We start from the raw sequence: 24066 nt of genomic DNA, 5'->3' as shown, positions 1-24066 counted from the left end.
CCGCCCACTGGCTGGCATAAGGGCGATACGGTAGACGCCGATCCATCAAGCCACGCGCCCTGGCGTGCCAACTGTCGTCCCCGATGGCGACATAGCGGACCGCTCGCTCACGCAGGGTCCGCTTACGCCGTATGCGGCTGGCCCATGGCAGGCGCCGTGCTGCCGGGCAGCTGCGCATCCACCGTCACCGGGCTGTCGCCGCGCAGCAATGCGCGCGCCTCGGCATCGGTAGCCACCGCCGGCGGCGAGCCGCGCAGCGGCAGGCCGGCGGTTTCGCGCACGAACAGCATGGTCACCAGGCCGATCGCCGCCGCGCCCATCAGGTAGTACGCCGGCACCAGCGGGTCGCCGCTGCGCTCCACCAGCCAGGCGGTCACCAGCGGCGTGGTGCCGCCGAACAACGACACCGACACGTTGAAGGCGATCGACAACGCGCTGTAGCGCACCGGCGTGTAGAACAGCGCCGGCAGCGTGGACGGCATCGAACTGGTAAAGCACACCAGCGCCAGGCCGAGCAGCATCAGGCCGGCGAAGATCAAGCCGTCGTGGCCGCTGCCGATCAGCAGCAGGCAGGGGATGGCCAGCGCGAACAATGCGACGCAGGCGCCGATGATCATCGGCCGGCGGCCCAGCCTGTCGCTGAACAGGCCGCCGACGATGTTGAGCGGCATCATCACCAGCATCACCAGAATGATCAGCAACAGGCCCTTGCTCTCGGCATAGCCCATGGTGACGCTGAGATAGCTGGGCATATAGGTCAGCAGCATGTAGTCGGTGACGTTGAACACCAGCACCAGCCCCACGCACTTGAGCAATTGCGGCCAGTGCAGGCGCAGCATCGTCAGCAGGCCCTGCGCGGCGGTTTCGCGCTCGCGCTGTTCCGATTGCTCGGTATAGGCGCGAAATGCCGGGGTTTCTTCCAGCTTCATGCGCATGTACAGGCCCAGCAGCCCCAGCGGGCCGGCAATCAGGAACGGCACGCGCCAGCCCCAGTCGAGCATCTGCGCCTGGGTCACCGTCATGTGCAACACCGTCACCGTGGCGGCGCCGGCGATGTAGCCACCCAGGGTGCCGAATTCCAGCCAGCTGCCCATCAACCCGCGATTGCGGTCGGTGGCGTATTCGGCAATGAAGGTCGCCGCGCCGCCGTATTCGCCACCGGTGGAAAACCCCTGCAACAGCCGCGCCAGCAACAGCAGCGCCGGTGCCCACAGGCCGATCTTGGCGTAGGACGGAATCAGGCCGATGCTGAAGGTGCCCAGGGCCATCAGGATCATGGTCGCGGCCAGCACCTTCTGCCGCCCGTAGCGGTCACCGAGCGGGCCGAACACCAGCCCGCCGATCGGCCGCACCAGGAAGGCGACGGTGAACGTGGCAAAGGTGGCAATCAACTGCGCGGTGGGATTGCTGGCCGGGAAAAACACCTGCCCCAACGTCACCGCCAGATAGCCGTACACGCCGAAGTCGAACCATTCCATCGCATTGCCCAGCGCGGCGGCGCCCACCGCCTTGCGCAGCATGCCGCGGTCCACCACGGTGACTTCGTCCAGTTGCAGTTGGCGGCGGCGCTTGAACCAACCGAAGTGCGAGGCAATCGCGCGCGTGTCGTGCATGTGTTGTGTCTCCATGTGCGGCCATCGCTGCCCGCTCGCCCTGGCAACGCACAGGACACGGCGCATCACGCAGGCATGGCAATGGCACATGCACAAGATGACGCCGGAGGCATTCCCGGACGGCCGCGTGGACTCAGCGACGCTGCGGGACAGACGACCAAGGGATGGGCAATGCCCAAGGGCTTGATCAGCCCGTTATGGTACTACAGCGCGCAGATCGCTGCAGCAGCGATGGCGGCGCATCGCTGAAAAGCCCTTGTTTCAAGGCATCTGGCGGATTAGGCACGTACATTGCGCCCTCAGTGCACTGCGCATGTCCTGCCATAGTGCGCGTTATCGATCAGGCGCGGTACACGCTTACACCAGCGCCTCACCCAACTGCGACAGCAGCGGCTGCAGATCCTCGCGCGTCTGCGGGCGCACGGCGCGCGCCACTTCCACACCGTCGCGCAGCAGGATGATGGTCGGCCATAACGTGACGCGGAACGAGCGGCCCAGGGGCCGCCCTTTTCCATCTTCGATCTTGCGGTAGTCGAGCGCCGCCACGCCACCCAGTAGTTTCTGCAGCAGCGGTTGTGCGGCAATGCAGTGGCCGCACCAGTCGGTGCCGAATTCCAGCACCTGCAGACCGGCCTGTGCATCCACCTCGCTGCGTTCGGGCGCCTGGGTGGCGTAGTCGCGAACAAACCCCATCGTCTAGCCGCTCCGGTGTGCTTACGACAACGCGCGCTGGATCTCTTCCAGCGGCAGGTTGGTCAGGTCCTTGGCCAGGTCGCCGACCAGGCGCTGCTGGGTTTCCTTGTGCAGCAGCGGGCGCACGCGGCCCAGCGTGGTCGGGTCGGCGACCAGCACCAGGTGCGTGTACTCGTGCTTCAGCGCGCCATCGTTCAGCGCATGCGACAACTGCTTGGCAAAGGTCATTTCGTCCATGTCCGCCTCGCTGAGATCCTGCGGCGCCTTGCCGGCCGGGCCATCGTCGTCGACGTTCTGCACATCGGTGCGCGCGTGCTGGCGCAGCACCACCTTGGCTTCGTTACCGGTGTTGGTGAACCAGCGCGCTTCGCCGCCATCGGCCACCACCACCAACGCACCCTGAGGAATTTGCAGACTCATTCGATTCTCCTGATAGAACGGCGCTGCATGTGCAACGCCAGTCGGCCTCAACCTAGGTGAGAGGATGTAAGCGCCGCGCCTAGCCGGTGTCAGCGTGGCGTTAGCGTGGTGCGGCCAGCGGCGGCGGCGGCAGGCCCAGGTGCTTGCTGAAGAAACGCGCCGCCACCCGCAGCGCCTGCTGGCTCTCCGGCAGTGCGTTGGTGAGGTGGAAGGCGTGCCCCAGGCCATCCCACACATGCAGGTCTGATTCGCGGCCCAGGTCCACCAGGCGCGCATGCGTGTAGGCGGCATTGCTCAGCTCGGCAGCACGCGTGGCGGTCAGAAACAGCGTTGGCGGGAACTGCTGCAGCACCGCATCGGAAAATACCGGCGACACCAGCGGGTCGTGGAAGTCCACGTTGTCGCCGTAGTACAGGTCTTCCCAGATCGGCAACGCACCGGCCTTGTCCGGCAACAAGGCATCGTTGACTGCCGCCACCACAATGCGCGAATCGCCGCGGTAGCGCGCATCGCCTGCGGCGCAGAACAGCCCTGCCGCCGCCGGCATCGGCAACTTTTCCTTGGCAAACCACGCCAGCGATTCACCGGTGAGCACGCCGCCTGCCGAACAACCGAACAGGCCGATGCGCTCTGGCGCATAGCTCTTGAGCGCGGCGCGATACACCGCCGCCACATCCTCGCTGGCAGCCGGGAAATGGTGCTCGGGCCCCATGCGGTAATCCACCGCGACCACGGTCATGCCGGTCATTGCCGCCAGCGGAATGGCTTCCATCAAGCCGAACGAGGCCGCGCTGCCCATCACGAAGCTACCGCCATGCAGTTCGATCAACATGCGCTTGGCCTGTTCGGGTGTGCGCGTGCGCGGCTCCACCCGCAGCACCGGCACACCGTTCCAGGTTTCGGGCGTGATCTCCACCGCGTAGCGCGTGCGCAGCTGCGCAATCACGCCTTTGGCCCAACGCTCGGTGTCGGCGCGGATGCTCGGCAATTGCTTGAGCAAGGTGGCGTTGTCGGCCTTGTCCAACGGATCGGCGCGGGCCACCCCGGCGGCCATATGCGCACGCGCGGCCGGGCTCAGATATTCCGACACCGGCAGGTCGAATGCGGGCACATGCCGGATGCCATCGGGGGCCGATGCGGTCGCCGGTGGTGCCGGCTCGGCGGCGATTGCGTGCACGCTGCACGCAGTACAGATCAACGTGAGCGCCAGCGTTTTGTTCAACCAATGACGTGTCATGCAGTGCCCTCCCAGGCAAGTCGAACCGCCAAGGATACCGTCAGCGGCCGGCTTGCATCGCGTGCAGATAATGGCGCTGCATGTAACGACGCGATGTAACGAAAATGCTGCAACTACGCACACCACAGCGTGCAATCGGAGCATCGCATCAAGCGTGCGCTAGCGTTCGCCGTCGCAGGCAGGCAGATGCGTTTCCTTGCATCCGGCAGACATCGACATCGCGGTCACCGGCACCACCACGGCATGCACCGGTGCATCGACGCATGCATCGAGTCATGCGCTCAGCCGGCAGGTGTCGACGCCGCAGTCGGTGGCAGATGCTGCACCGCCTGCAGCGTGGAGGTGGTCAGTGGCGACGGCAGTGCATCCAGCGCGAACCAGCCGATGTCGGCGATCGCCTCGGGCTCGCGGCGCTCGGCGTGCTCGCTGCCCTGGATCGCGGCCAGATACACCGGCGCGACCCAATGCTGCGGCGGCGTCAGGTCCGGCTCGAAGTAGCTGACGATGCACAGCACGCCTTGCAGTTGCACGTGCAGGCCGGTTTCTTCCAGCACTTCGCGCACCACCGCGTGTTCCACCGTTTCCATCCAGTCCACCTTGCCACCGGGCAGGCCCCAATGGCCTTGCTCGGGCGCACGCCCGCGCTGCACCAGCAGCAGGCGGCCATCGGCGCGGCGGATGAACGCGCCGCAGCCAACGCGTGGACGTAGGTCGGTATCGATTGAGTTGGACATAGGCATTCCGGAAATTGTGGCGCGTAGTGTCCCAGATGTGCGGCAGGCAGGTGGTGCATCTGCGCCTTGCATGCCGGTGACGAGGATGCCGGCAAGGCTGCGCGATGCCGCCCGGTCGATGCAGTGCATCGCACGCGCCTGCTCGCGTGATGCGCAGGGCGATCACCATGGCGCCGCGCTAAGCAAGCACCCGCTGGATCGAATCCACGCACCTGCAAGTGCATGCACATACGGAGCGCCTCTCCACGCCCATCCACGCTGCCTTAGCGCCAGGTTGGCGAGGATGCGCGTAGCCCGCGCCGTCATGGCGCACCGTCTTGGAGGTTGGAATGTCGCGTATCGTCGTGATCGGTGGCCATGGCAAGGTCGCGCGTCTGCTGACGCCGTTGCTTGTGCGCGGTGGGCATTCGGTCACCGCACTGTTTCGCAATCCTGCACACGCAGACGATGTGATTGCCGACGGCGCCACCCCGCAGGTGTTCGATATCGAACAGGCCGACACCGATGCGATCGCCGCGCTACTGGCCGGCCACGATGCGGTGGTGTGGTCGGCCGGCGCCGGTGGCGGCGATGCGGCGCGCACCTACGCGGTGGACCGCGATGCGGCGATTCGGTCGATGCATGCCGCCGCGCAGGCACGCGTGCGCCGTTACGTGATGGTGTCCTATCTCGGTGCCGGGCTGGAACACGGCATCGGCCCGGACGATGGCTTCTTCGCCTACGCGCAGGCCAAGGCCGCCGCCGATGCGCAGCTGCGCACCACCACGCTGGACTGGACCGTGCTGGGGCCGGGGCGGCTCACGCAGGAGCCGCCAAGCGGCCGTATCACCCGCGATCCGGGCAGCGATGCCGATGGCGGCGTGTCGCGCGCCAACGTGGCGCAGGTCATTGCCGCGGCATTGGCCATGCCGGCCACCATCGGCAAGACGGTGGGCTTCATCGACGGGCAAACGCCAATCCAGCAGGCCTTGTCGCAGCTGGAATGAACGCCAGGCCTATCGCGATGCCTGCGCGCGGCGCACCGTGCACCGGCCTAACGAATTCCTAAAGCCGGCCTCGGCATAGTCGCGGGCGCAGCCCATTGTGGAGGTCGCTTATGTCTGCATTCGTCGCGCCACGCCGTGCCGGCATCCTGCCGCCGTACCTGCTGGACCATGTGGCCCAGGCCGCGCCCGAGCGGGCGCGCCAGTGCGCGCTGTTGTCGCGGCAGATCACCGCGCAGCTGCGCCAGCAGCGCGCGCTCGGCCTGCTCGCACGGGCCCAGACGCTGGCCGCCGATGCTGCCAGCACGCCCGCCGCGCAAGCCGTGCAGCGGCAGATCTACGATGCCCAACAAGGCACCGCGCTGCCCGGCACCCTGGTGCGTGCCGAGGGCGCTGCCGCCACCGACGATGTGGCGGTGACCGAGGCCTACGATTATCTCGGCGCCACGCACGACTTCTTCCAGACGGTGTACGGGCGCAATTCCATCGACGGCGACGGCATGCCGTTGATCGGCACCGTGCATTACGAGCGTGGCTACGACAACGCCTTCTGGAACGGCGAGCAGATGGTGTTTGGCGATGGCGATGGCGAGGTCTTCAACCGCTTCACCATCGCCATCGACGTGGTGGGCCACGAGCTGACCCACGGCGTGACCGAGCGCACCGCCAACCTGATCTACCAGGGCCAGTCCGGTGCCCTGAACGAGTCGCTGTCGGATGTGTTCGGCGTGTTGATCAAGCAGTACTCCTTGCAGCAGCAGGCAAGCGAGGCGGACTGGATCATCGGCGCCGGCTTGTTGATGCCCGGCATCAACGGCGTGGGCCTGCGCTCGATGCGCGCGCCCGGCACGGCGTACGATGACCCGGCCCTGGGCAAGGATCCGCAACCGGCCAGCATGGCCGGCTACGTCGACACACAAGAGGACGATGGCGGCGTGCACTACAACTCCGGCATTCCCAATCACGCGTTCTATCGCGCGGCCGTGGCCATCGGTGGCTACGCCTGGGAGAAGACCGGGCGCATCTGGTACCGCGCGCTCAGCGGCGGCAACCTGGCCGCCGGTGCGGACTTCGCCACCTTTGCCGCGCTCACCGTCAGCATTGCCGGTGCGGACTACGGTGCCGGCAGTGCCGAGGCAACCGCGGTGCAACAGGCCTGGCGCGACGTGGGCGTGCTGGCATGAGTCCACAGCGTCCGCCGGTGGATGCAGGCGTGACCTTGCGGCTGGCACGCGAGGGCGGGGTGGCCGCCTTCCCCGCCATGCGGCGCGAACGCCAGCTGGTGATGGATGACCTGGACGAGGCGCAGCGCCTGCAGCTGCGCACCTTGTTGGACCAGTGCCTGGTGCATGCGCTGCCGCGCCCGCAGGCCGGTGGCGGCGATCGCCGTTATTTCAGCATTGCCTGGGACGGTGCCAGCGAACCGCTACGCATCCCCGAAGAACATGCACCGGCCGCGATCGTGCGGCTGTGGAAACAGGGCACGCTGTAGCGCGCCTGTGTCGATGCCGCCGCAAGCGATGCCGCGCGCGTGCCCATCGCCATCCACAAACGAAGACACCGCGCAGTGCGCGGTGTCTTCGTATCGAAAGTGGTCCAACTGCGGATGCCTGCACCCTTTAAGCTGCCTAGATGCTCTAGGGCTGCACAGCTGGTGACGCATAGTGCGGCCTGCGGCGTTAGCGCCACGTGCAGCGCAGCAGTCAACTTGAAGACACCCTACTCATCGCTGCAGTGCAGCAGGTCATTGCCGGTATCCGGGCCTGGCGCGCGCGCGTGGCGGGCGCCATTGGCATCGCACGCCGCCGCACGCCTGCATTGCCGTCAACACCGGCTTCGCGGATAGTCGCTGCACCGATCGGACGACTCCTGGACCTTTGTGATTGTGTTGCTGCTTGCCGCCGGACTGCTTGCCGGCCTGGGACTCGCCGGCGTCGTCGCCTGGCTGCTGCTGCGCCAGCGCGCGCGCACCACTGCCGCGTCTGCCACCGTTACGCATGCCGCAGCGGCGCCGTACGTGCCGCAGCCCGCGGCTGAGCAGATGCCGGCGCCGCCGCAGGCCCAGGCACATGCCGCCGCTGCAGCACAGCCCTTGCCGTCCGGGCCGCCACCGATGCAGCCGCTGCTGCGCCGCATGTATGCCGCGGTGATGTCCACCCCGGCGCTGGCCGACGGCCACCTGCCAACCGACCCGGCCCAGGCCGCGGTGCTGGCGGCGGTGGGCGCTGCGCTCGACCACGTGGACCTGCGCCCGCAGCTGTTGCCGCGCCGCCCGCAGTTGTTGCCGCAGCTGATGCGCGCGGTCAACGACCCGGATGCTTCCGGCCGCGGCATCGCCGCGATCATCGCGCAGGACCCGGCGCTGGCCGCCAACCTGCTGCGCATCGCCAACAGCGCGCTGTATCGCCCGCAGGGCGGCCCGCTGGAAAGCCTGGAGCGGGCCGTGGTGCATATCGGCACCGAGGGCGTGCGCCAGATCGTCGCCGCTGCGGTGATGCAGCCGGTGCTGAGCCTGGAGGGCGGCCTGTACGCGCGCCTGCCGGCGGCGGTGTGGGACTACGCCCTGCGGACCGCCGCTGCAGCAGCCGCCTACATGCGCGAGCGCGGTGGCGACACCTTGTCGGCGCAGCTGGCCGGCCTGCTGCAAGGCCTGGGCGCGGTGGTGATCCTGCGCGTGCTGCGCGATGCCTATGCCGAGCGCCCGAGCCTGCCCTACAGCCTGGAAGTGGCCGCCACGCTGGTCGAGCGCCACACCGCCGCCGTCGCCAAGACCATTGCCACCACCTGGGACCTGCCCGCCGCACTGGGCACCGCGCTGGACGAGCAACGCCCCGAGCACGACACCACCCTGCTCACCAGCTCGCTCGGCATGGCATTGCGTTACGGCCGGCTGGCCGCCGCGCTGGCCATGCTCGCCCGCCACGGCGCCGAGCAGGAGGAGCATGCGCTGGGCGTGCTGTCCACGCTGGAGCCGGACCACGCGGCCAACGCCACGCTATGGCAACGGCTGGTCGCCGCCAGCGTGGAGTGAGGCCGGCCCGGTCGCGGCAGGCCGGGCACACCCACCTGCCCTGACAGGCGCATACGCAGCGCCACCACTCAGCACTCGCTCGCAATCATCTCCTTGACCCGCGCCGCCAGCAGGCTGACGCTGAACGGCTTGGCCAGTACCGCCATGCCCGGTTCCAGGTGGCGGTCGTTCAACTGCGCGTGTTCGGCAAAGCCGGTGATGAACAGCACCTTGAGCCTGGGCCGGCCCACGCGCGCGGCATCGGCCATCTGCCGGCCGTTCATGCCGCCGGGCAGGCCCACGTCGCTGATCAGCAGGTCGATGCGCGCCGGCGATTGCAGAATGCCCAGCCCGGTGGCGCTGTCGCCGGCTTCTAGCACGGTGTAGCCCAGCTCTTCCAGCACCTCGGTGAACAGCAGGCGGATGGACGGTTCGTCGTCGACGATCAACACGGTTTCGCCGGCCAGCGAGGGCGCCAGTTCCAGCGTGGCGGTGTCGCCGTCGCTGCTGTCGTCGGCACCGGCATGCCGCGGCAGGTAGATGCACACCGTCGAGCCCTTGCCCACTTCCGAATGGATGCGCACCTGCCCGCCGGATTGCTTGGCAAACCCGTAGATCATCGACAGGCCCAGGCCGGTGCCCTCGCCGATCGGCTTGGTGGTGAAGAACGGATCGAACGCGCGCGCCACCACATCCGGCGGCATGCCGGTGCCGGTATCGCTCACGCACAGCGACAGGTAGTGGCCTTCCGGCATGCCCAGCTGCTGGCCCATCTCGCGGTCGATCCAGCGGTTGCTGGTCTGCACGCACAGGCGCCCGCCGTCGGGCATCGCATCGCGCGCGTTGATGCACAGGTTGAGCAGCGCGTTCTCCAGCTGCGGCGCATCGACCAGGGCCAGCCACAGCTCGGCCGCGGCAAGGTTTTCCACGCAGATCCCCGGGCCCACCGTGCGCTGGATCAGCTCCAGCATGTCCACCACCAGCCGGTTGACGTTAGTCGGCTTGGGCAACAGCGTCTGCCGCCGCGCAAATGCCAGCAGCCGGTGGGTCAGCGCAGCCGCGCGCGTGGTGGCACCCTGCGCGGTGGCCACGTAGCGCTCCAGATCGCGGAAGCGGCCTTGTTCGATGCGCAGGCTCATCAGCTCCAGCGCGCCGGAAATGCCCGCCAGCAGGTTGTTGAAGTCGTGCGCCAGCCCGCCGGTGAGCTGCCCCACCGCTTCCATCTTCTGCGATTGGCGCAGCGCCTCTTCCACCGTCATCAACTCGCGCGTGCGCTCGGTGACCCGCTGCTCCAGCGTGTCGCTCAGCTCGCGCAGTGCCGCCAGCGCGCGGTCGCGCTCTTCCGACAACGCGTGGCGCGCCTCGATGTCCAGCAGCACGCCGGGAAAGCGCAGCGGCGTGCCATCGGCGCCCTTTTCGACCCGGCCATTGGCTTCCAGCCAGTAATACTTTCCGTCGCGCCGCTTGACCCGGTACTGGTGCGCGTAGGCACCGCCACGGGCGAGCGCCTCGCCAATGGCCGCGCGCAGCCCCTCGCGGTCATCCGGGTGCACGGTCTGGATCACCTGCTCCAGCGACAGGCCGGTGCGGCTGGTGGACGGATCGAAGCCGAAGTTCTGCGCAAACGCCTCGTCCACCGAAAACGCATCGGTGGGCAGGTCCCAGATCCAGGTACCGATGATCGCCCCGGCCGCCAGCGCCAGCTGCACGCGCTCGGCATTGCGGCGCGCCACGGTTTCCGCCTCCAGCGCGCGATCGCGCTCGCTGGTGCGGTTGACCACCTCGTGCACCAGGTGGGTGTTCTCGTTGCTCAACATCGCGTGCTGGATGTCGCGGTTGCGGTCGGCCGCCACCTGCGCGGTGGTTTCGATGGCGATATTCATCAGCCCCACGATGCTGCCGTCTTCGCCGCGGATCGGCGAGGCGGTGGCATTCCAGTAGGTCATCTCGTTGACGCCGTTGCGCAGCATCGGCAAGGCGATGACCCCCTGGCCGAAGCCCTCACCGGTTTGCATCACCCGGGCGAAGTCCTGCGCGATCGGCGCGTAGGTTTCCTTCCATACCTCGGTCACCGGCTGGCCCAGCGCCTGCGGATGACGGTCGCCCATCGATTGCACATACACGTCGTTGTAGAGCAGTCGCAGCTCCGGCCCCCACAGCACCGCACCGAGCAGGGTGGAGTTGAGCACCACCGACAACGACGAACGCAGCGACTGCGGCCAGGTCTCCGGTGCCCCCAACGGCGTGGCGGCCCAATCGTGTGCGCGCATCAGCGCGCCCATCTCGCCGCCCCCCGCAAGAAACTCCAGGCCGGCGGACTCGGTGGCGGGGCGCTGTGTGCTCACGTGACGGCATTGCCTGGCGGAAAGTGCGCGCATTGTGGCACGCAGCGACCTCAGCAAGCCGTGCAGACACGCGCGTGCCCCGCGACCACGCTGCGCGGCGGCCATGCGTGCTGACGCGGGGATGACGGCATGCCCACGTCGCACTCACGTCCTGCGGGTACAGACTGGGCCGCAACATCCCCAACCGTATGAGGCACCCCGTGGACAAGAACCGTATCGAAGGTACCGCCAAGCAGGTCAAGGGTTCCATCAAGGAAACCGTTGGCCGTGTCACCGGCGACAAGAGCACCGAGCTGGAAGGCGCTGCCGAAAAGAACGTCGGCAAGGTGCAGAACAAGGCTGGCCAGGTCGCCGACAAAGTGCGCGACGCCGCCAAGTAACGCTGGCAAGTCAGCACCGTAGGCAGGCATTACGCCCGCCGCGCTGAAGTAGTGGATTGGCCGTCAGGCGTCACGCATGACGACGTAGACGGTAGATTCCACTTCGGCGAGAGATCGCACCAACGCCCCGACATGATCGGGGCGTTGGCGTTTTTGGGGTTTGGAAATGGTTTTTGATTTACCAGGCTGACGGCCAGGAGTGTTTGCACGTCGCCGCAACGGTGATCAAGCCACGTGCACGCGCACAACGCACTCCCGGGCGTGCGTCCTAAACGCCGGCCTTGCGGCCGCGTGCAGCAGGCCGCTTCGCAACGCTGTCGCCATGTTGCTGCCACCACACGGTCAGCGCTTCCATCGTTGGGCCCAGTCCGCGCGCCTTTGGCGTGATGGCGTATTCCACGCGCGGTGGCACCTGCGCAAACACGGTGCGCGTGACCAGGCCATCTGCTTCCAGCTCGCGCAATTGGGCGGTGAGCATGTGTTGGGTAACACCGGGGATGGCCTTGCGCAGCTCGCCGAAGCGATACACGCGCTGATTGAGCAGCCACATGATTTCCAGCTTCCATTTGCCAGACAGCAACGCAAATGCGCGACGCATCTGTTCGTGCATGTTGTGCTCGCCGTCCTCAATGGTCTGCTTTTTCATACTAAGCCCCGGTGATTCATCCTACTTTTCAATCGATATCTTAGGCGACATTCTGATGGCCGGTTGCATTTAAATATTAACTGGCAAACACCATGAGCATTTCTATTTACTGGATCAGTACCGCGCTGCTGTGCCTGTTGTACCTGGCCTCTGCCGGCATGTATCTGGCCAAGGGCGAGTTCGTGCGCAAGGCGCAGGCCGAGCTGGGGTATTCGGCACCGTTGCTGGTGCCATGGATGATCGTCATCAAGATCCTGGGCCCGGTGGCGATTGTGTGGCGCTTCAACACCGCGCTGAGCGATCTGGCCTACGCCGGCATGTTCTATCACCTGCTCTTGTCCGGCATGGCCCATCTGGGCGCGCGCACCCCCAAGGGCGCCATTCCGGCGGCACTGGGGCTGGTGGTGCTGGTGGCCTCGTTCACTACCCAGAACGCAGCACGCCACCCCGCATCACCGTATGCCGCGGTCGTCGCGGCATCCCTGAGCACACCCTGATCCCCGAAGGAGAACATCATGTCCCGACTCAACGGTAAGGTGGCCATCGTCACCGGTGCAGGACGCGGTATTGGCCGGGCAACCGCCAAGCTGTTCGCTGCAGAAGGCGCAAAGGTCGCCGTGCTCTCGCGCACCCCCGCAAACGTGGATGCAGTCGTTGCCGACATCACTGCTGCAGGCGGCACGGCACTTGGCATTGTCTGCGACATCGGCGAGGCCGCTCAGCTCACCGCAGCCATCGACACGGTGGCCGCCACCTACGGCGGCATCGACATCCTGGTGAACAACGCCTTCGACCCAAGCGTGCCGTTCTCCTCGATCCTCGAGCTGTCGGCGGAGCAGTTGCAGCGCAACCTCGATCTTGGCCCTGTCGCGTACCTGCGCGCGATGCAGGCGGCCTACCCCTACCTCAAGGCAAGCGGCGCCGGCCGCATCATCAATTTCGGCTCGATGGCCGGCGTGGTCGGGATGGCGGGCTACGGCCCCTACAACATGGCCAAGGAAGCCATCCGCGCCCTCACCCGCACTGCCGCCCGCGAATGGGGCGCGGACAAGATCACGGTGAACACCATCCTGCCGGTTGCGCAAACGTGGGGGCCAGAGACCAACGTCCCGGCGCCCACCAATCCGCTGGGCCGTTACGGCTCGCCGGAAGAAGACATTGCCCCGGTCGTGCTGTTTCTGGCCAGCGCCGACAGCCAGTTCATTACCGGGTCGAGCCTCACGCCCGACGGCGGCTCCCTCATCGACAGCGCCCGCTGACCGGACCCCATGACAAGGACACCTGCATGAAGATCCACGCAGTCACCATCGACACCGCCCACCCGCAGGCACTGGCCGCCTGGTGGTCACGCGCCCTGAAGATCGCCGTTGCCAACGACTACGGCACGGTGGTGCAACTGGCCGCGTCGCCGGACCTGCCGTTGTTCCAGTTTCAAAAGATCGACCACGTGCCGACCCAACGCAACCGCGTCCATGTCGATCTGAGGACGCCTGATCTGGACAGCGAAACCGAGCGCCTGGTTGCGCTTGGGGGAACGCTGGTGCAGACCGTTGCATTGCCGCAAATCCGCTACGCGACCCTCACCGACCCGGATGGCAACACCTTCGATCTCATCGCCCAATAGCGCGCCTGCGGCTAGACGCCATGCCGAACGGCAGCGCCGGCGGCAGCACCGATCCACTGCGCGATGCGTTATGCGTTGGCGGAGAGTGCCGCAGGTTCCATCTCGGCGGCGCTGGCAGCGGCGGTGCCTTGGCGTCTGTTCCCTTACGCCTGACAAGCGTCACTGCGTGGTACCACTGTACGGCGGAATGCGCCCCAATGGTCGGCGGCGCAATTTGCCGGCATCACTCACCCACAGCCGCGCGGCAGGCGGCCAGGGCGCGGCTGATGTGCTTTTCCACCATCTTGACCGAGATGCCCATGACGGCGGCGACTTCCGGGTAGGTGAGGCCGTCGAAGCGGTTGAGCATGAAGGCCTGGCGGCATTTGGGCGGCAGCGCGGGCAGCGTGTGGGTGTGCAGGTGCTGCAGGGTGCGGCGGGCGTCCACCAGCTGGTCCACCGCCGTGCCGGTGGCGGCAAGCGGTTCGCTGTCCTCCAGCGGCACATGGCGGGCGGCGTGCCTGCGGTGGCGCGTGCGCCAATGCTCCAGCACCACGTTATGAGCGATGCGGTACAGCAGCAGCTTGTAGCTGTGGATGTCTGGCGTGTCGCGGTAGGCCAGCAGGCGCAGCAGCGCTTCCTGGGCGAGGTCGGCGGCAGTGTGCGGGTCGCGCAGGCGCCGCCGCATGTAGGTGAGCAGCTCCGCCTGCAGCTGCACCACAGCCTGGTCGAAGCGTTCCCTGGGCGGCGCGCGCTCCTCGCGCACCTGCCAGCGCGTGGTGAAGCGGCCAAGCGCGTAGATGCCCGCCATCGGCGCGCAGGCCGGCAACTCGCGCACGGCGTAGGCGCTGCGGTGGCGCCACGGGCGGCTGCCGTATCGCTCAACCGGCACCGCGCTTGCGGCGTATGCGCGTGCCGCGACCGCCTGGCCGATGACAACGTGACGGTCTGCACGCGACGCGCCGGTCATGCCCTCACTCATCATGCGACGTCTCCAGCAACGGGCCGGGCACATGCGGTGCGCGCATGCGCTGCGGCGTGATCAATGTGGGTCTACAACGCTGATGACCAGCTCGCCATCGCGCTGGCGGATGTGCAGCTTGCTGCCGATGGCAAAGCCCAATTGTTCCAGCCAGCGGCCGCGCAGGCGCAGGGTGGGAATGCGCTGGTGACTGTCGGGATAGTACCCATAGCCGACGGTGCACTGCTGCGGCGCACGTGGGCGGCCGGGCCGCCGCGGTGTGCGGGGTTCGACGCGAGGTTCCGGGATGGGCGTGCGCTCAAGGTACGGACGCGGCTGGATCGATGGATCCAGCGAGCGCCAGACGATTTCGGTAGGCGGCGGCACCGTGGCGCGCTTGCGCGCAGACGTGGAACGGGATGGGGATCGACGCATGGCAAAGCCCTCCTTGACGAACAAGCCCCGTCGCACGACGCGACGGGATGTCGGGAGGCTAGAAACCGCACACAGACGGCGGGCGTTTTCCCAAAGGGATTCGCATTAGCCGCTTTCCGACGCAAGTGTCACGCCGATTACGCATGCAAGAAACTGCAGGCACAAAAAACCCACCGGTTTGACGGAGGTGGGTGCCGCTGTGTGAGGAGTTTCTAGGCTCCTTGCAGCGAGATTGCTACGCGTTGGGTGGTGTGTCAACTGGTTGCAGCGACTCATTGCAGTGCTGCGCTTAGCCAGAGAATTCTTCTATGTAGGCGGCTTCTCCGCACCCGGCCAGTCACCTCAGCTTGACCCTGCCCTGCGCCACCCTCACACTTCCAGCCGGAGCCTAGAAACTCCTCACACAGCGGTACCCACCTCCGAGTTTTGGTGGGTTTTTTGTGCTCGGCCATCTGGCTTGGCACTGCTCGGCGTTCCTACGCCGGGAGGGCGGCGAATACAACACCCGCAAGGGGAATAAGCCCGCCGGCTGTGTGCGGTTTCTAGCCTCCCGGCATCCCGCTGCGTTGTGCAGCGGGAGCTGCCTCACGGCAAGGAGAGCGGCATGCACAACGAACCCGGTTACTGGATGTCCGAAGGCTCGCAATACCGTCTGCTACGCATACGCGACCAACTGCGCCTGCTCGCTACCCTGGCCGCACCGCGCGCCCGCGACGAAGGCCCGCCGGGTGCACCAGCAATTCCACTACAGCAATGGGCACATTGCCTACAGCACTTGGCTGAGCAGGTGGACGATATACTCAATGATCTAAATTGAGCGCCGTAGTAGCACTATTCTTGTGTACGTTAGGCGACACGCGCCTAAAGACAAGGCCCGGACACCAAGCGGGCTAAGCCACCTTCGTCTTAAGAGACTGGGCTCGGGTCACTGCGTTAAAGGGAACAACGTGGGCGGGGGCGACCACCGCGCAATGTGTAGCGCTGGCATTAGCAACAATTTTTATATTTGCTTGAGGGACCGGGGTGTCGGCAAAAGCATGCGCTCAATCCAAGAAGGCGACGAGCAATTCATCCCGCCGACACGGCAGTCATACAACTACATGGCTCACAACACCACACTCTTTAAATTGCGAGCAGTCCAGTGCGCACCCGCATTCGGGCATGGTTGCTTTGCTGTCAGAGCATCGAGAACATGACACTGCGAAAAGAGGTGATTTCCAAGAGCCTCCTTGCTATATCGGATTCCATCATCGTGTTGCCGGGCTTCGCATGGCACAGGCCAAGCGACAGAGTGACACCCGCATGAGCGGCCAAGCTATAAAGCGGCTACGGAATGGTTGGAGCAAACGTCAGCTTTTGCGGGTGATAAGAGCGGTATCTGCGTGGTTAGAGATGTAGATTATTATTCGCAACGATAAAAATGATTTAGTACTTTTCCTCTTTTTCCTAGATTCCCAACTTGCGCTGTGGATCTTCATTATGGCGTGCTAGTAACTCGTCCTTAATTGGCAATATTGCTTCGTATAGCTTGTGATACGTATGTCCTACAGCCCCACTAAATAGTCTTAGCTTTGGCCTGAACTTTCCATATGCGAGAACATGATCCGATGAAATTCCAGGATAAGGATCAACATAAACAACTTCCGTCATCCCTAGTTGAAATGCTTTTTTTGAACATAACTCGCAAGGACTGGCTGTAGTATAAAGCACCCCCCCTTCAATACCACTATTCCCAGTCTTGGCAAGCTGTAGAAACGCATTTTCCTCCGCATGAAGGGATCTTGTGTGGACTTGATTACTACTTCCTTTCAACTCGTTATAAGAATCCTTGAAACAGTAAGGGCATGATAGACCCTGCGCATCCTTAATCCCATGTCGGCGATCATACTTTTTGTCTATAAATCTTCTAAATTCGGCATTTTTACGTTCGTAGTCACTATACGTGTCTTCATCTTTAGATATCAGGTCTGAAACGTCTCTCAGAAGACATGAAACCTGCCCCTTGGGGACGTCATTCCACCCAACGGCTTTGATAGAGCCCGCGCGGTCTGCGACAGCCGCTCCTACTTGCCTTGATATACACCCGCTGTTGAGCCTAGAAACAAAAGCAAGCTGCATACAACGTTCATCACGGGTCGGGGTTATTATCCCTGGACGCAGCATGAGGGCCACATACTTAATTATCTGGTTACCCAGAATTTTTATGTTGGACTCAAAAGCTTCAACGCCGCCAGAGTTGTTAAGAAACAAATCTGAACGCTGAATACAATCTTGTACATTCTGTGAGACAAAATCAGAGTAGGCTCCTAGTGATTTTTTCAAATACTCCCTCTTATCCAAAGCATCGATATCCCTTAAAGATATTCCAGCGTTCGACAATCGGTCTCGCCGATCTTTATCGGGTGAAGTCACAGCTATCGCATAGCATGCCGAGAACTTGTCCCTAAGATATACGAGTTCAAGAGAGTTTCTGACCGCATCAACAACGATCCTGGTACTTTTTATATTATACTTACGATCGCTATCAACGGCCCCCATACAAAGACGCCTAACAACCTCCATCAAAAAAAATAGTTTGTTTGCATCTACCGCTGAACTAACTGCCGTGCCGCTTAAGCGTAAGTTATCGCCTGCCGATTGAAAAACACCCGCATAGCTTGCCGCCAAGGCGTCTTTTGCACGAAGTGCAAAGGAATTTACTATTTCCGTAAAAAACAACCAAGCAACGAGCGCACTTGCTCTATCACTTCTGCTTTCAATATAAGAGATGTATTCTGAGAATTTATCCGTCCCCCTTAACTCTTTCAAGAGTGACATAAATAATAGTGCGCGTTCAGCAGGGACCTTACTTGCCTTCAACAACGCATCAATAGCATTGTCATCACAAGATGCGAGGCAAGATAGAATGATAGATGATATCGTGATTCGGCGAAATGGAAGCCACGCCTTGCTAAGAAAAGAGGCGGCTATCCCCCCTTTTCTTTTTTCGATTGGCTCGAGCGCATCTAGATAGCTCGGGACTGAACTAAAATCCCTACAAAGCAGCTCTGCAACAGTTGAGCAACCACTTCCTGTTCGACCGGTTAGGGCCAAGACCATGAAGTCACTGCGCTCTAGGTAAACTCGCTCAATTCCGGCGGTCAAATTGCTGCTCATTTTATCTTATCCTCACTCCTCTTTTATAGTGATCTGTAAGGGCTCCCAGATATCCCGCCTTAGGATTACACCCTTACCATGATCGGCCATAAATATATTCGAACAGATATCTCTTCATCCGTTAAAGCAATTAGCTTACTCCAATCTATTTTCCAAGTTTTTTTCTATTTGCTTGACAGCGGCTACATACCTTGCTGCAGTTCCGCTCGCAGCTGCTGACAAAGCAGGGTCACTATTTAGAATTTGAGCACGTATAGAGCTATTTCTTTTCATCTCTCTCTCCCAGCCAAAAGTTCGAGGCAACTTTTTAAATTCCTTGAGTAATCCAGCGGAGATACAAGCAATCGTCTCATCAGACTCCAACTTCTCGAACAAGATATCAATCTTGTTATTTAAATTTATTAAATTATCGATGCTTGCGTCCAACGATTTAATTTCTGCCTTTTTTGTGGGCAAGCTGGTTCCACTTAACTCATTGCCGATGCTGTCGAGTTCACTTAGAAACGCGTCTACGCGGCCAAAAACGCCACGTCTTTTTTCTATCCTGATCCGATCACAGCGTGGGGTTTTTGTTCTAAACACAACTTCGATGTTTGCCATTTGCGCCAGTGCAGCCGCATCTGCTGCCATCTGAGCGACACTTTCCCTGAAGGAGCTATAGTTGGCCACCGGACCGAGAAGAACTGCTGCTGCCGAAGCATAAGCAATCACTTTGGTTTTTAAGCTTCCCTCTTCAAATTCGACTCGGACGTCGACTTCCGTCCCGAATATGAAACTCGCCCGTACGCCGAAAAATTCTTTTAATTCTTTCTCAAGTTTACTGAGCTGCGACTTGTCATCAAAAATATTAACTTCCAAATGCGTGTATGCTTCAGCTATAACATCTCTTTTTATGTAATTTGCCACTATCAATTCACCTCTAGTACTTAGATAAGCGCCGGGCTAATTTACCCCGCGACTCGCAAACCTTCGAACCTTGTACATCGGTAAAAATTCATGCCGGCCCACTTATTTGTTAACGCAAGAGTGAACTTCCACCAAATGCGGCAATAAGGTACTTTTGGTTTGCTACTTGGAACTGCCTCGAAGCTTGACCCAACACGCATTGTGGGTGGCATGCGTTGTCTTGGGCGACCGCACCACCCTAATCTCTCTAGTTGTGTAGTACTCATTAAGACAATCGACTTTCCTTGCGAAAAGCGCTTATTCTCATTTTTATAAATACTAGCGTAAATAATATTCAACTCCCGCGAGTTGTGACGCGCGAGCGAGCTGTATGCTTCATGGAAAACGATCACACGCACTTACTGGCGTCTGCGTGGCATGCGTTGCACCAATATGCGCTGCCCATCTTCGCGCAAGATCTGTCAGTGCTGCCGTCAGTGCCCCCCGGGCTGACCTCTTTCATGGCATAGTTTCGACGGCGGAAGACTTCGCCCTCCAGCGGTTCAAACTGGCACCATCCGTTGACGGCTAAGTTGTCTAGCTTGGGGTAGATGTTCAGCCGTTTGCAGCGATGGTAGTCTCCGACAGACGGGGCGAGCGCGGCCAGACAGTACGTGCCATGCATCTTCCATGCGAAGTATGCAAGCGCTTCGCTGATGTATTGCCTACCACCTTTTGCAACTGGACTATTTTTTTCCAGCCGCAGTCGCAGCATACCGCTGGAAATGATTAAAAAAGCATCAACTTCCACAGCGAGCCTAAGCAGCCATGTTGACGATCGCACCCCCGTAAATCTGGCATTTGCCCATCTGCTTTCCATGCATGAACCCCCGTTCTAGTCTGCACCCTACCGTTATGTAGGGGTTTTGTCAGCGGGTACCCGACATTTTTTACCAGCGGTGTCATTGGTTGAAACTTCGCGCACCAAAAACCACTTGAGGAAGAGGCGCTCGTGCTTGGTCGAGCGCCTCTACAGATTTACTGCAGCGCTCGCTTGATTACTTCTTCTTTTTCTTGTCCGGTGCCTGGCTTAAAGCGGACGCGGCCGCTGTTTTCGAATCCTTGCCGGTGCTGCCGCTACGCAAGACCTTGCTTGCGGCCTTGGCCGCTTTCGGGCCGGTTTTCTCGTTGGTCGCCATGCGTGTGACCTCCTCGCCACCCGAATGGTGGCGAGGCGAAACTAGGCCGATTATGTTGGCCGCACAAGTCTGGTTGCAGCGCGCGAGACGGCAGAGTCTGCAAGACCGCCGGTGCGTTATCCGGGTCAGTTCTCTGGCGATATGCGTGGTGCTGTGTGCCTGATTTTTTAAGGCCGGCGTACCACAGCGGCGTGCCGAGCCATCACTGCGGCGACGGTTCGGGCAACGGCTGCCGCGCCTGGCCCCAGGTGAGCATTGCATCCAGCGCAGGGCACAGGGCCTGGCCCCATGGCGTGAGGCGGTAATCCACCTGCGGCGGTACCTGCGCGTAGACGGTGCGCAGCACCAGCCCGTCGCGTTCCATCTGGCGCAACTGTTGGGCCAGCATCTTCTGCGAGATGGCGGGAATCAGCCGCTCCAGGTCCGAGTAGCGCTGCACCTTGCCGTCGAACAGGTGAAACAGCAGCAGCAGTTTCCAGCGGCCTTCGATGAGTTTGAGCAGGGCTTCGACATCGCACGCGGCGGTGTCCGGGGTGTGCGGCTTTCCCATGGGTGCGTGACTTACCTTTGCGTGCGTTCTTGCGGCATGCAATGCCGCTGCTGATCATGGCATACCGTTTCTACCGGACCGCCGCCATGTCACTTGCCCTGCCCAACGCCATTGCCTGCTTTTTTACCGCCAGCAATGCCGGCGATGCCACGGAGCTGCTGCCGCACTTGGCCGACGATGCGGTGGTGCATGACGAGCATCGCCAGCACCGTGGTGCTGCCGCGATAGCCGCATGGCTGGCACAGACGCAGGCCACAACGCCGTATCGTGCGGTGCCGGTTGGCGTGCACACCCAGGGCGAGCAAGTGAGTGTCACCGCGCAGGTGTCCGGCGATTTCCCGCAGAGCCCGCTGCAGCTGGAGCATGTGTTCCAGCTGGTGGGCGGCAAGATTGCGGCGTTGGAGATTCATTGACCGGGTGTGCCGGCGCCATGCTTCATCCACCAAGGCGTTGATCCTGGAAACATCCGCCTGACACGATCGCCGAGGAAGGTGCCCGGTAGGCAACTACGAAGATGCGCTGTTACCGGTGGCGATGCTCTGAGCGGCATCGGCATCGAAGTGATCGCGTCAGGCGACAGTGCATCCGCTGTTCTTGCCGGTACTTTCCAGAAACGCTCAGCCGTTGAGCGTGCGGCCGCCGTCGACGATGAGTTCCGAGCCTACCGTCCAGCGGGATTCGTCCGAGGCCAGGTACAGCACGGCCTTGGCTACTTCGTCCGGGGTGCCGAAGCGGCCGAGCGGGATGGTGGCGGCGATGTCCTGGTTGACCTGGGCGCGGTACGCATCGGGGATGCCGAGCTTGTCGTACAGCGGGGTTTCCACCGGGCCGGGGCTGACCGCGTTGAGGCGGATGCCGCGCGCCAGCAGTTCGCTGGAGAGTGTCTTGGCCATGCTCAGGAACGCCGCCTTGGTGGCTGCATACACCGATGAGCGGGCCGCGCCCACATGCGCATTGATGGAGGTGTTGAGCACCACCGCGGCGGGGTTGGCGAACACCGGCAGCAGCGCCTGCATGAGGAAGTACGGGCCTTTGACGTTGATGGCGAAGGAGGCGTCGAAGGCCTGTTCGGTCCACTCTTCGATCGGTGCCCACACCGACACGCCCGCATTGAGGAAGGCGATGTCGAGCTGGCCGTAATGCGCCTGCACCGCCTGCGCGAGTTGCTGCTGCGCGGCGACGCTGGCCGAATCGGCGCGCAGCACCAGCACCTCGGCACCCAGCGCGGCCTTGGCATTGGCGATGGACTCGGGGTTGTTGCCGGTGACGATGACGCGGGCGCCTTCGGCCAGGAACTGGCGGGCGGTCTCCAGGCCGATACCGCTGGTGCCGCCGGTGATGAGGGTACGTTTGCCTGCTAGACGGGACATGGGGTGCTCCTGGGAGGTGGCAGGCCCGCCGCGCGTGGCCGGCCTTCGATGCGGTGCAGCTTGGGCCCATGCCGAATGTGGCGGAAGACCGCGCGGGCACATACCATTCATGCGGTATGCGCATGAATGAGGATGGGCGATGGACCGGTTTCTGCTGATGACCTGCTTTGCGCGTGCGGTGGAAACCGGCAGCTTTTCAGCGGCCGGGCGCGACCTGGGCCTGGGCCAGCCCAATGTCAGCCGCCACGTGGCGGCGCTGGAAGAGCACCTGCACACCCGGCTGCTCAACCGCTCCACCCGCAAGCTGGTGCTGACGCCGGAAGGAGAGCGCTACTACGCGGAGGTGCGCCGCATCCTGGATGCGGTGGGCGAGTCGGAGATGGCGCTGCACGACAACGTGCAGCCCTCCGGCTTGCTGCGGGTGGCCTGCCCCACGGCGTTGTCGCACCACTATGTGATGCCGCTGGTGCCGGAGTTTTTGCGGCGCTTTCCGGGCCTGGAGCTGGATCTGCAGATCAACGACCGCTTCGTCAATCTGCTCGACGAGGGCGCGGAACTCGCCATCCGCATCGGCCACCTGGAAAACAGTGCGCTACGCGCACGGCGGATCGGCATGTTCAAGCGCGTGTGCGTGGCAAGCAACGCCTATCTTGCCGAGCGCGGCGTGCCCCGCGTGCCCGAGGACCTGCGCCAGCACGATTGCGTGCTGTACACCCTGCTGGCCTCCGGGGCGACCTGGCGTTTCAAGGATGTGGAAGTGCCGGTGTCCGGCCGGATCCGGGTCAATTCGCCGGAGGCCGCGCGCGAGTCGGTAAGCGCGGGTCTGGGCATCGGGCAGGGGCCGGAGTGGTTGTTCGAGCAGGGGCTCAAGGCCGGGCAGCTGCAGATCGTGCTGGGCGCATTCTCCGCGCCAGCGGTGCCCATGCACATCCTGTATGCGGCCAACCGGCTGGTGCCGAAGCGGGCGATCGTGTTCATGGATTTTATTGCCGAGGCGTTTGCCAAGATTCCGCAGCTGAATGTGGGAGTCTGATCGCCCGGCGTTATTCCAGCGGCCTTGGCGACGGGCGCTGATACTTGGAAAACGTCTTGTGCAGTGAGGCGGCGCGCTCGTCGGCAACGACGTTTTCAACACTGCTCAAGCCACGCGATGCGATGACGGCCGAGGCTTTTGCATCGCCCAGCAGGTAGGCCAGGCGCAGGTAGGCCAGGCTGTCGACCAGGTTCTTGTTTGCGGTGTCGCTGACGTACACGTCCGACAGCCCGTAGTACGCATACAGGTTCCCCGCCACCGCGGCCCGCCGCAGGATGCCGATGCCCTGATAAAAACGGCCCGCCAGTGCGGTCTTTTTGCCGTAGATCACCGTTGCGGCCTGGTTGCCTGCCTGCGACTCGGCCTTGAGCTGGTCCAGCGTCAGGGTTTCCAAGCGGGCCAGTTCGTGTTCCGTCGGGTAGCCATGGCGCAACAGCCACTGCGCCTCCGCATCGGAATTGGCGATCAACGGCCCACCGGCCGGGCAGGCATTGGGGCCCCGCGGGCAGAGATAGCGCCTTGCCTGCTGGCTGACCGAAGGCGGATGGCTATTGACCGCCTGGTCGGGCGGTAGTGCGGCTGCGTTGCCATCTGCGGTGGCGGGGCTGGCTGCTGCCCGTGCCGATGTGGGCGCCTTATCGGCTTGTGCTGGCTGGTCTGTGTCTGCGCAGGCGGCAAGCGCAAGGCACAGCGCTGCCAGGGACAGGAATTTGGTGACGTGCATGGGCCATCCGTTGCGGACTGCAGTGGTATCGCCTGATGTTGCTCGATCCTGGGCCGCGATGCGACTGCGTCCCCTGAGTGCGGGCCTGC

The 24066-nt window shown here is 63.1% G+C and carries 26 protein-coding genes; 11 read left to right on the top strand and 15 right to left on the bottom strand.

Going from position 1 to position 24066, the window contains the following annotated elements:
* Positions 1–122: 122 nt before the first annotated feature.
* The 5 genes from proP to ABQY64_RS00465 all read right to left on the bottom strand — a co-directional run bounded on the left by proP (position 123) and on the right by ABQY64_RS00465 (position 4703).
* Complete coding sequence (proP, locus tag ABQY64_RS00485; protein ID WP_102253049.1) at positions 123–1613, bottom strand: glycine betaine/L-proline transporter ProP; 1491 nt, start codon at positions 1611–1613, stop codon at positions 123–125.
* Between the two features lie 357 nt (positions 1614–1970).
* Positions 1971–2306, bottom strand: a complete 336-nt coding sequence (locus ABQY64_RS00480) for a thioredoxin family protein (RefSeq protein WP_039515739.1) — start codon at positions 2304–2306, stop codon at positions 1971–1973.
* A 21-nt stretch (positions 2307–2327) separates the two neighbouring features.
* Positions 2328–2726: a host attachment family protein gene (locus ABQY64_RS00475; protein ID WP_016902952.1), complete on the bottom strand. Its 399-nt coding sequence runs from the start codon at positions 2724–2726 to the stop codon at positions 2328–2330.
* Between the two features lie 100 nt (positions 2727–2826).
* Positions 2827–3963 (bottom strand): alpha/beta hydrolase, encoded by a 1137-nt coding sequence (locus tag ABQY64_RS00470; RefSeq protein WP_181141164.1) that lies wholly within the window; start codon positions 3961–3963, stop codon positions 2827–2829.
* A gap of 281 nt (positions 3964–4244) precedes the next feature.
* On the bottom strand, positions 4245–4703 hold the full coding sequence (locus tag ABQY64_RS00465; RefSeq protein ID WP_349779616.1) for an NUDIX domain-containing protein: 459 nt from the start codon (positions 4701–4703) through the stop codon (positions 4245–4247).
* A 323-nt stretch (positions 4704–5026) separates the two neighbouring features.
* Here ABQY64_RS00465 and ABQY64_RS00460 point away from each other — a divergent pair, with 323 nt between their 5' ends.
* The 4 genes from ABQY64_RS00460 to ABQY64_RS00445 all read left to right on the top strand — a co-directional run bounded on the left by ABQY64_RS00460 (position 5027) and on the right by ABQY64_RS00445 (position 8711).
* Positions 5027–5683, top strand: a complete 657-nt coding sequence (locus ABQY64_RS00460; RefSeq protein ID WP_104562074.1) for an SDR family oxidoreductase — start codon at positions 5027–5029, stop codon at positions 5681–5683.
* A 110-nt stretch (positions 5684–5793) separates the two neighbouring features.
* Positions 5794–6864, top strand: coding sequence for a M4 family metallopeptidase (locus ABQY64_RS00455; protein WP_349779615.1), 1071 nt, complete (start codon positions 5794–5796; stop codon positions 6862–6864).
* A complete protein-coding gene (locus ABQY64_RS00450; protein ID WP_026064425.1) occupies positions 6861–7172 on the top strand; it encodes a protealysin inhibitor emfourin in 312 nt (103 codons plus the stop codon). Before ABQY64_RS00455 ends, ABQY64_RS00450 begins: the two co-directional genes overlap by 4 nt.
* A 387-nt stretch (positions 7173–7559) precedes the next feature.
* On the top strand, positions 7560–8711 hold the full coding sequence (locus tag ABQY64_RS00445; protein WP_349779614.1) for an HDOD domain-containing protein: 1152 nt from the start codon (positions 7560–7562) through the stop codon (positions 8709–8711).
* A 68-nt stretch (positions 8712–8779) separates the two neighbouring features.
* On the opposite strand, the gene ABQY64_RS00440 is transcribed toward ABQY64_RS00445, so the two are convergent.
* Entirely contained in the window at positions 8780–11068 is a 2289-nt protein-coding gene (locus ABQY64_RS00440; RefSeq protein WP_181109337.1) for a hybrid sensor histidine kinase/response regulator, read from the bottom strand.
* Positions 11069–11235: 167 nt separating this feature from the next.
* On the opposite strand from ABQY64_RS00440, the gene ABQY64_RS00435 reads away from it, so the two are divergent.
* Positions 11236–11415 (top strand): CsbD family protein, encoded by a 180-nt coding sequence (locus ABQY64_RS00435; protein ID WP_016902944.1) that lies wholly within the window; start codon positions 11236–11238, stop codon positions 11413–11415.
* Between the two features lie 268 nt (positions 11416–11683).
* On the opposite strand, the gene ABQY64_RS00430 is transcribed toward ABQY64_RS00435, so the two are convergent.
* On the bottom strand, positions 11684–12061 hold the full coding sequence (locus ABQY64_RS00430; RefSeq protein ID WP_046345229.1) for a helix-turn-helix domain-containing protein: 378 nt from the start codon (positions 12059–12061) through the stop codon (positions 11684–11686).
* 92 nt (positions 12062–12153) lie between these two features.
* On the opposite strand from ABQY64_RS00430, the gene ABQY64_RS00425 reads away from it, so the two are divergent.
* Genes ABQY64_RS00425 through ABQY64_RS00415 form a run of 3 tightly spaced genes read left to right on the top strand, consistent with a single transcriptional unit; the run spans position 12154 to position 13685 of the window.
* A complete protein-coding gene (locus ABQY64_RS00425; RefSeq protein ID WP_104562066.1) occupies positions 12154–12558 on the top strand; it encodes a DoxX family protein in 405 nt (134 codons plus the stop codon).
* A gap of 18 nt (positions 12559–12576) precedes the next feature.
* Positions 12577–13320 carry an SDR family NAD(P)-dependent oxidoreductase gene (locus ABQY64_RS00420; RefSeq protein ID WP_047126475.1) on the top strand — a complete coding sequence of 248 codons (744 nt, stop codon included), beginning with the start codon at positions 12577–12579 and terminating at the stop codon, positions 13318–13320.
* A 26-nt stretch (positions 13321–13346) separates the two neighbouring features.
* On the top strand, positions 13347–13685 hold the full coding sequence (locus tag ABQY64_RS00415) for a VOC family protein (protein ID WP_024940047.1): 339 nt from the start codon (positions 13347–13349) through the stop codon (positions 13683–13685).
* 223 nt (positions 13686–13908) lie between these two features.
* On the opposite strand, the gene ABQY64_RS00410 is transcribed toward ABQY64_RS00415, so the two are convergent.
* Complete coding sequence (locus ABQY64_RS00410) at positions 13909–14646, bottom strand: RNA polymerase sigma factor (protein ID WP_243851886.1); 738 nt, start codon at positions 14644–14646, stop codon at positions 13909–13911.
* 60 nt (positions 14647–14706) lie between these two features.
* On the bottom strand, positions 14707–15060 hold the full coding sequence (locus ABQY64_RS00405) for a SymE family type I addiction module toxin (protein WP_104562092.1): 354 nt from the start codon (positions 15058–15060) through the stop codon (positions 14707–14709).
* A gap of 604 nt (positions 15061–15664) precedes the next feature.
* On the opposite strand from ABQY64_RS00405, the gene ABQY64_RS00400 reads away from it, so the two are divergent.
* Complete coding sequence (locus ABQY64_RS00400) at positions 15665–15877, top strand: XAC0095 family protein (RefSeq protein ID WP_166772905.1); 213 nt, start codon at positions 15665–15667, stop codon at positions 15875–15877.
* Positions 15878–16506: 629 nt separating this feature from the next.
* Here the strand turns inward: ABQY64_RS00400 and ABQY64_RS00395 are convergent.
* The 4 genes from ABQY64_RS00395 to ABQY64_RS00380 all read right to left on the bottom strand — a co-directional run bounded on the left by ABQY64_RS00395 (position 16507) and on the right by ABQY64_RS00380 (position 20850).
* Entirely contained in the window at positions 16507–18216 is a 1710-nt protein-coding gene (locus tag ABQY64_RS00395) for a deoxycytidylate deaminase (RefSeq protein WP_104561561.1), read from the bottom strand.
* Between the two features lie 135 nt (positions 18217–18351).
* Entirely contained in the window at positions 18352–19122 is a 771-nt protein-coding gene (locus ABQY64_RS00390) for a hypothetical protein (protein ID WP_146092607.1), read from the bottom strand.
* Positions 19123–20159: 1037 nt separating this feature from the next.
* Positions 20160–20300 (bottom strand): hypothetical protein, encoded by a 141-nt coding sequence (locus tag ABQY64_RS00385; protein ID WP_166772907.1) that lies wholly within the window; start codon positions 20298–20300, stop codon positions 20160–20162.
* Positions 20301–20502: 202 nt separating this feature from the next.
* The gene (locus ABQY64_RS00380) at positions 20503–20850 is read right to left on the bottom strand and encodes a helix-turn-helix domain-containing protein (RefSeq protein ID WP_104561559.1); all 348 of its coding nucleotides are present in this window, start codon (positions 20848–20850) and stop codon (positions 20503–20505) included.
* An 86-nt stretch (positions 20851–20936) separates the two neighbouring features.
* On the opposite strand from ABQY64_RS00380, the gene ABQY64_RS00375 reads away from it, so the two are divergent.
* Positions 20937–21263, top strand: a complete 327-nt coding sequence (locus ABQY64_RS00375; protein ID WP_104561577.1) for a nuclear transport factor 2 family protein — start codon at positions 20937–20939, stop codon at positions 21261–21263.
* 204 nt (positions 21264–21467) lie between these two features.
* On the opposite strand, the gene ABQY64_RS00370 is transcribed toward ABQY64_RS00375, so the two are convergent.
* Positions 21468–22220: an SDR family oxidoreductase gene (locus ABQY64_RS00370; protein WP_349779613.1), complete on the bottom strand. Its 753-nt coding sequence runs from the start codon at positions 22218–22220 to the stop codon at positions 21468–21470.
* Positions 22221–22359: 139 nt separating this feature from the next.
* On the opposite strand from ABQY64_RS00370, the gene ABQY64_RS00365 reads away from it, so the two are divergent.
* Complete coding sequence (locus ABQY64_RS00365) at positions 22360–23253, top strand: LysR family transcriptional regulator (protein ID WP_349779612.1); 894 nt, start codon at positions 22360–22362, stop codon at positions 23251–23253.
* A 10-nt stretch (positions 23254–23263) separates the two neighbouring features.
* Here ABQY64_RS00365 and ABQY64_RS00360 read toward each other — a convergent pair whose 3' ends face one another.
* The gene (locus ABQY64_RS00360; protein WP_349779611.1) at positions 23264–23977 is read right to left on the bottom strand and encodes a hypothetical protein; all 714 of its coding nucleotides are present in this window, start codon (positions 23975–23977) and stop codon (positions 23264–23266) included.
* Positions 23978–24066 lie beyond the last annotated feature (89 nt).

This window comes from Xanthomonas sp. WHRI 7065, assembly GCF_040203115.2.
Classification (GTDB): domain Bacteria; phylum Pseudomonadota; class Gammaproteobacteria; order Xanthomonadales; family Xanthomonadaceae; genus Xanthomonas; species Xanthomonas arboricola.
Note: the sequence above shows the minus strand (reverse complement) of the source record. Positions and strands in the feature narration are given on the sequence as shown.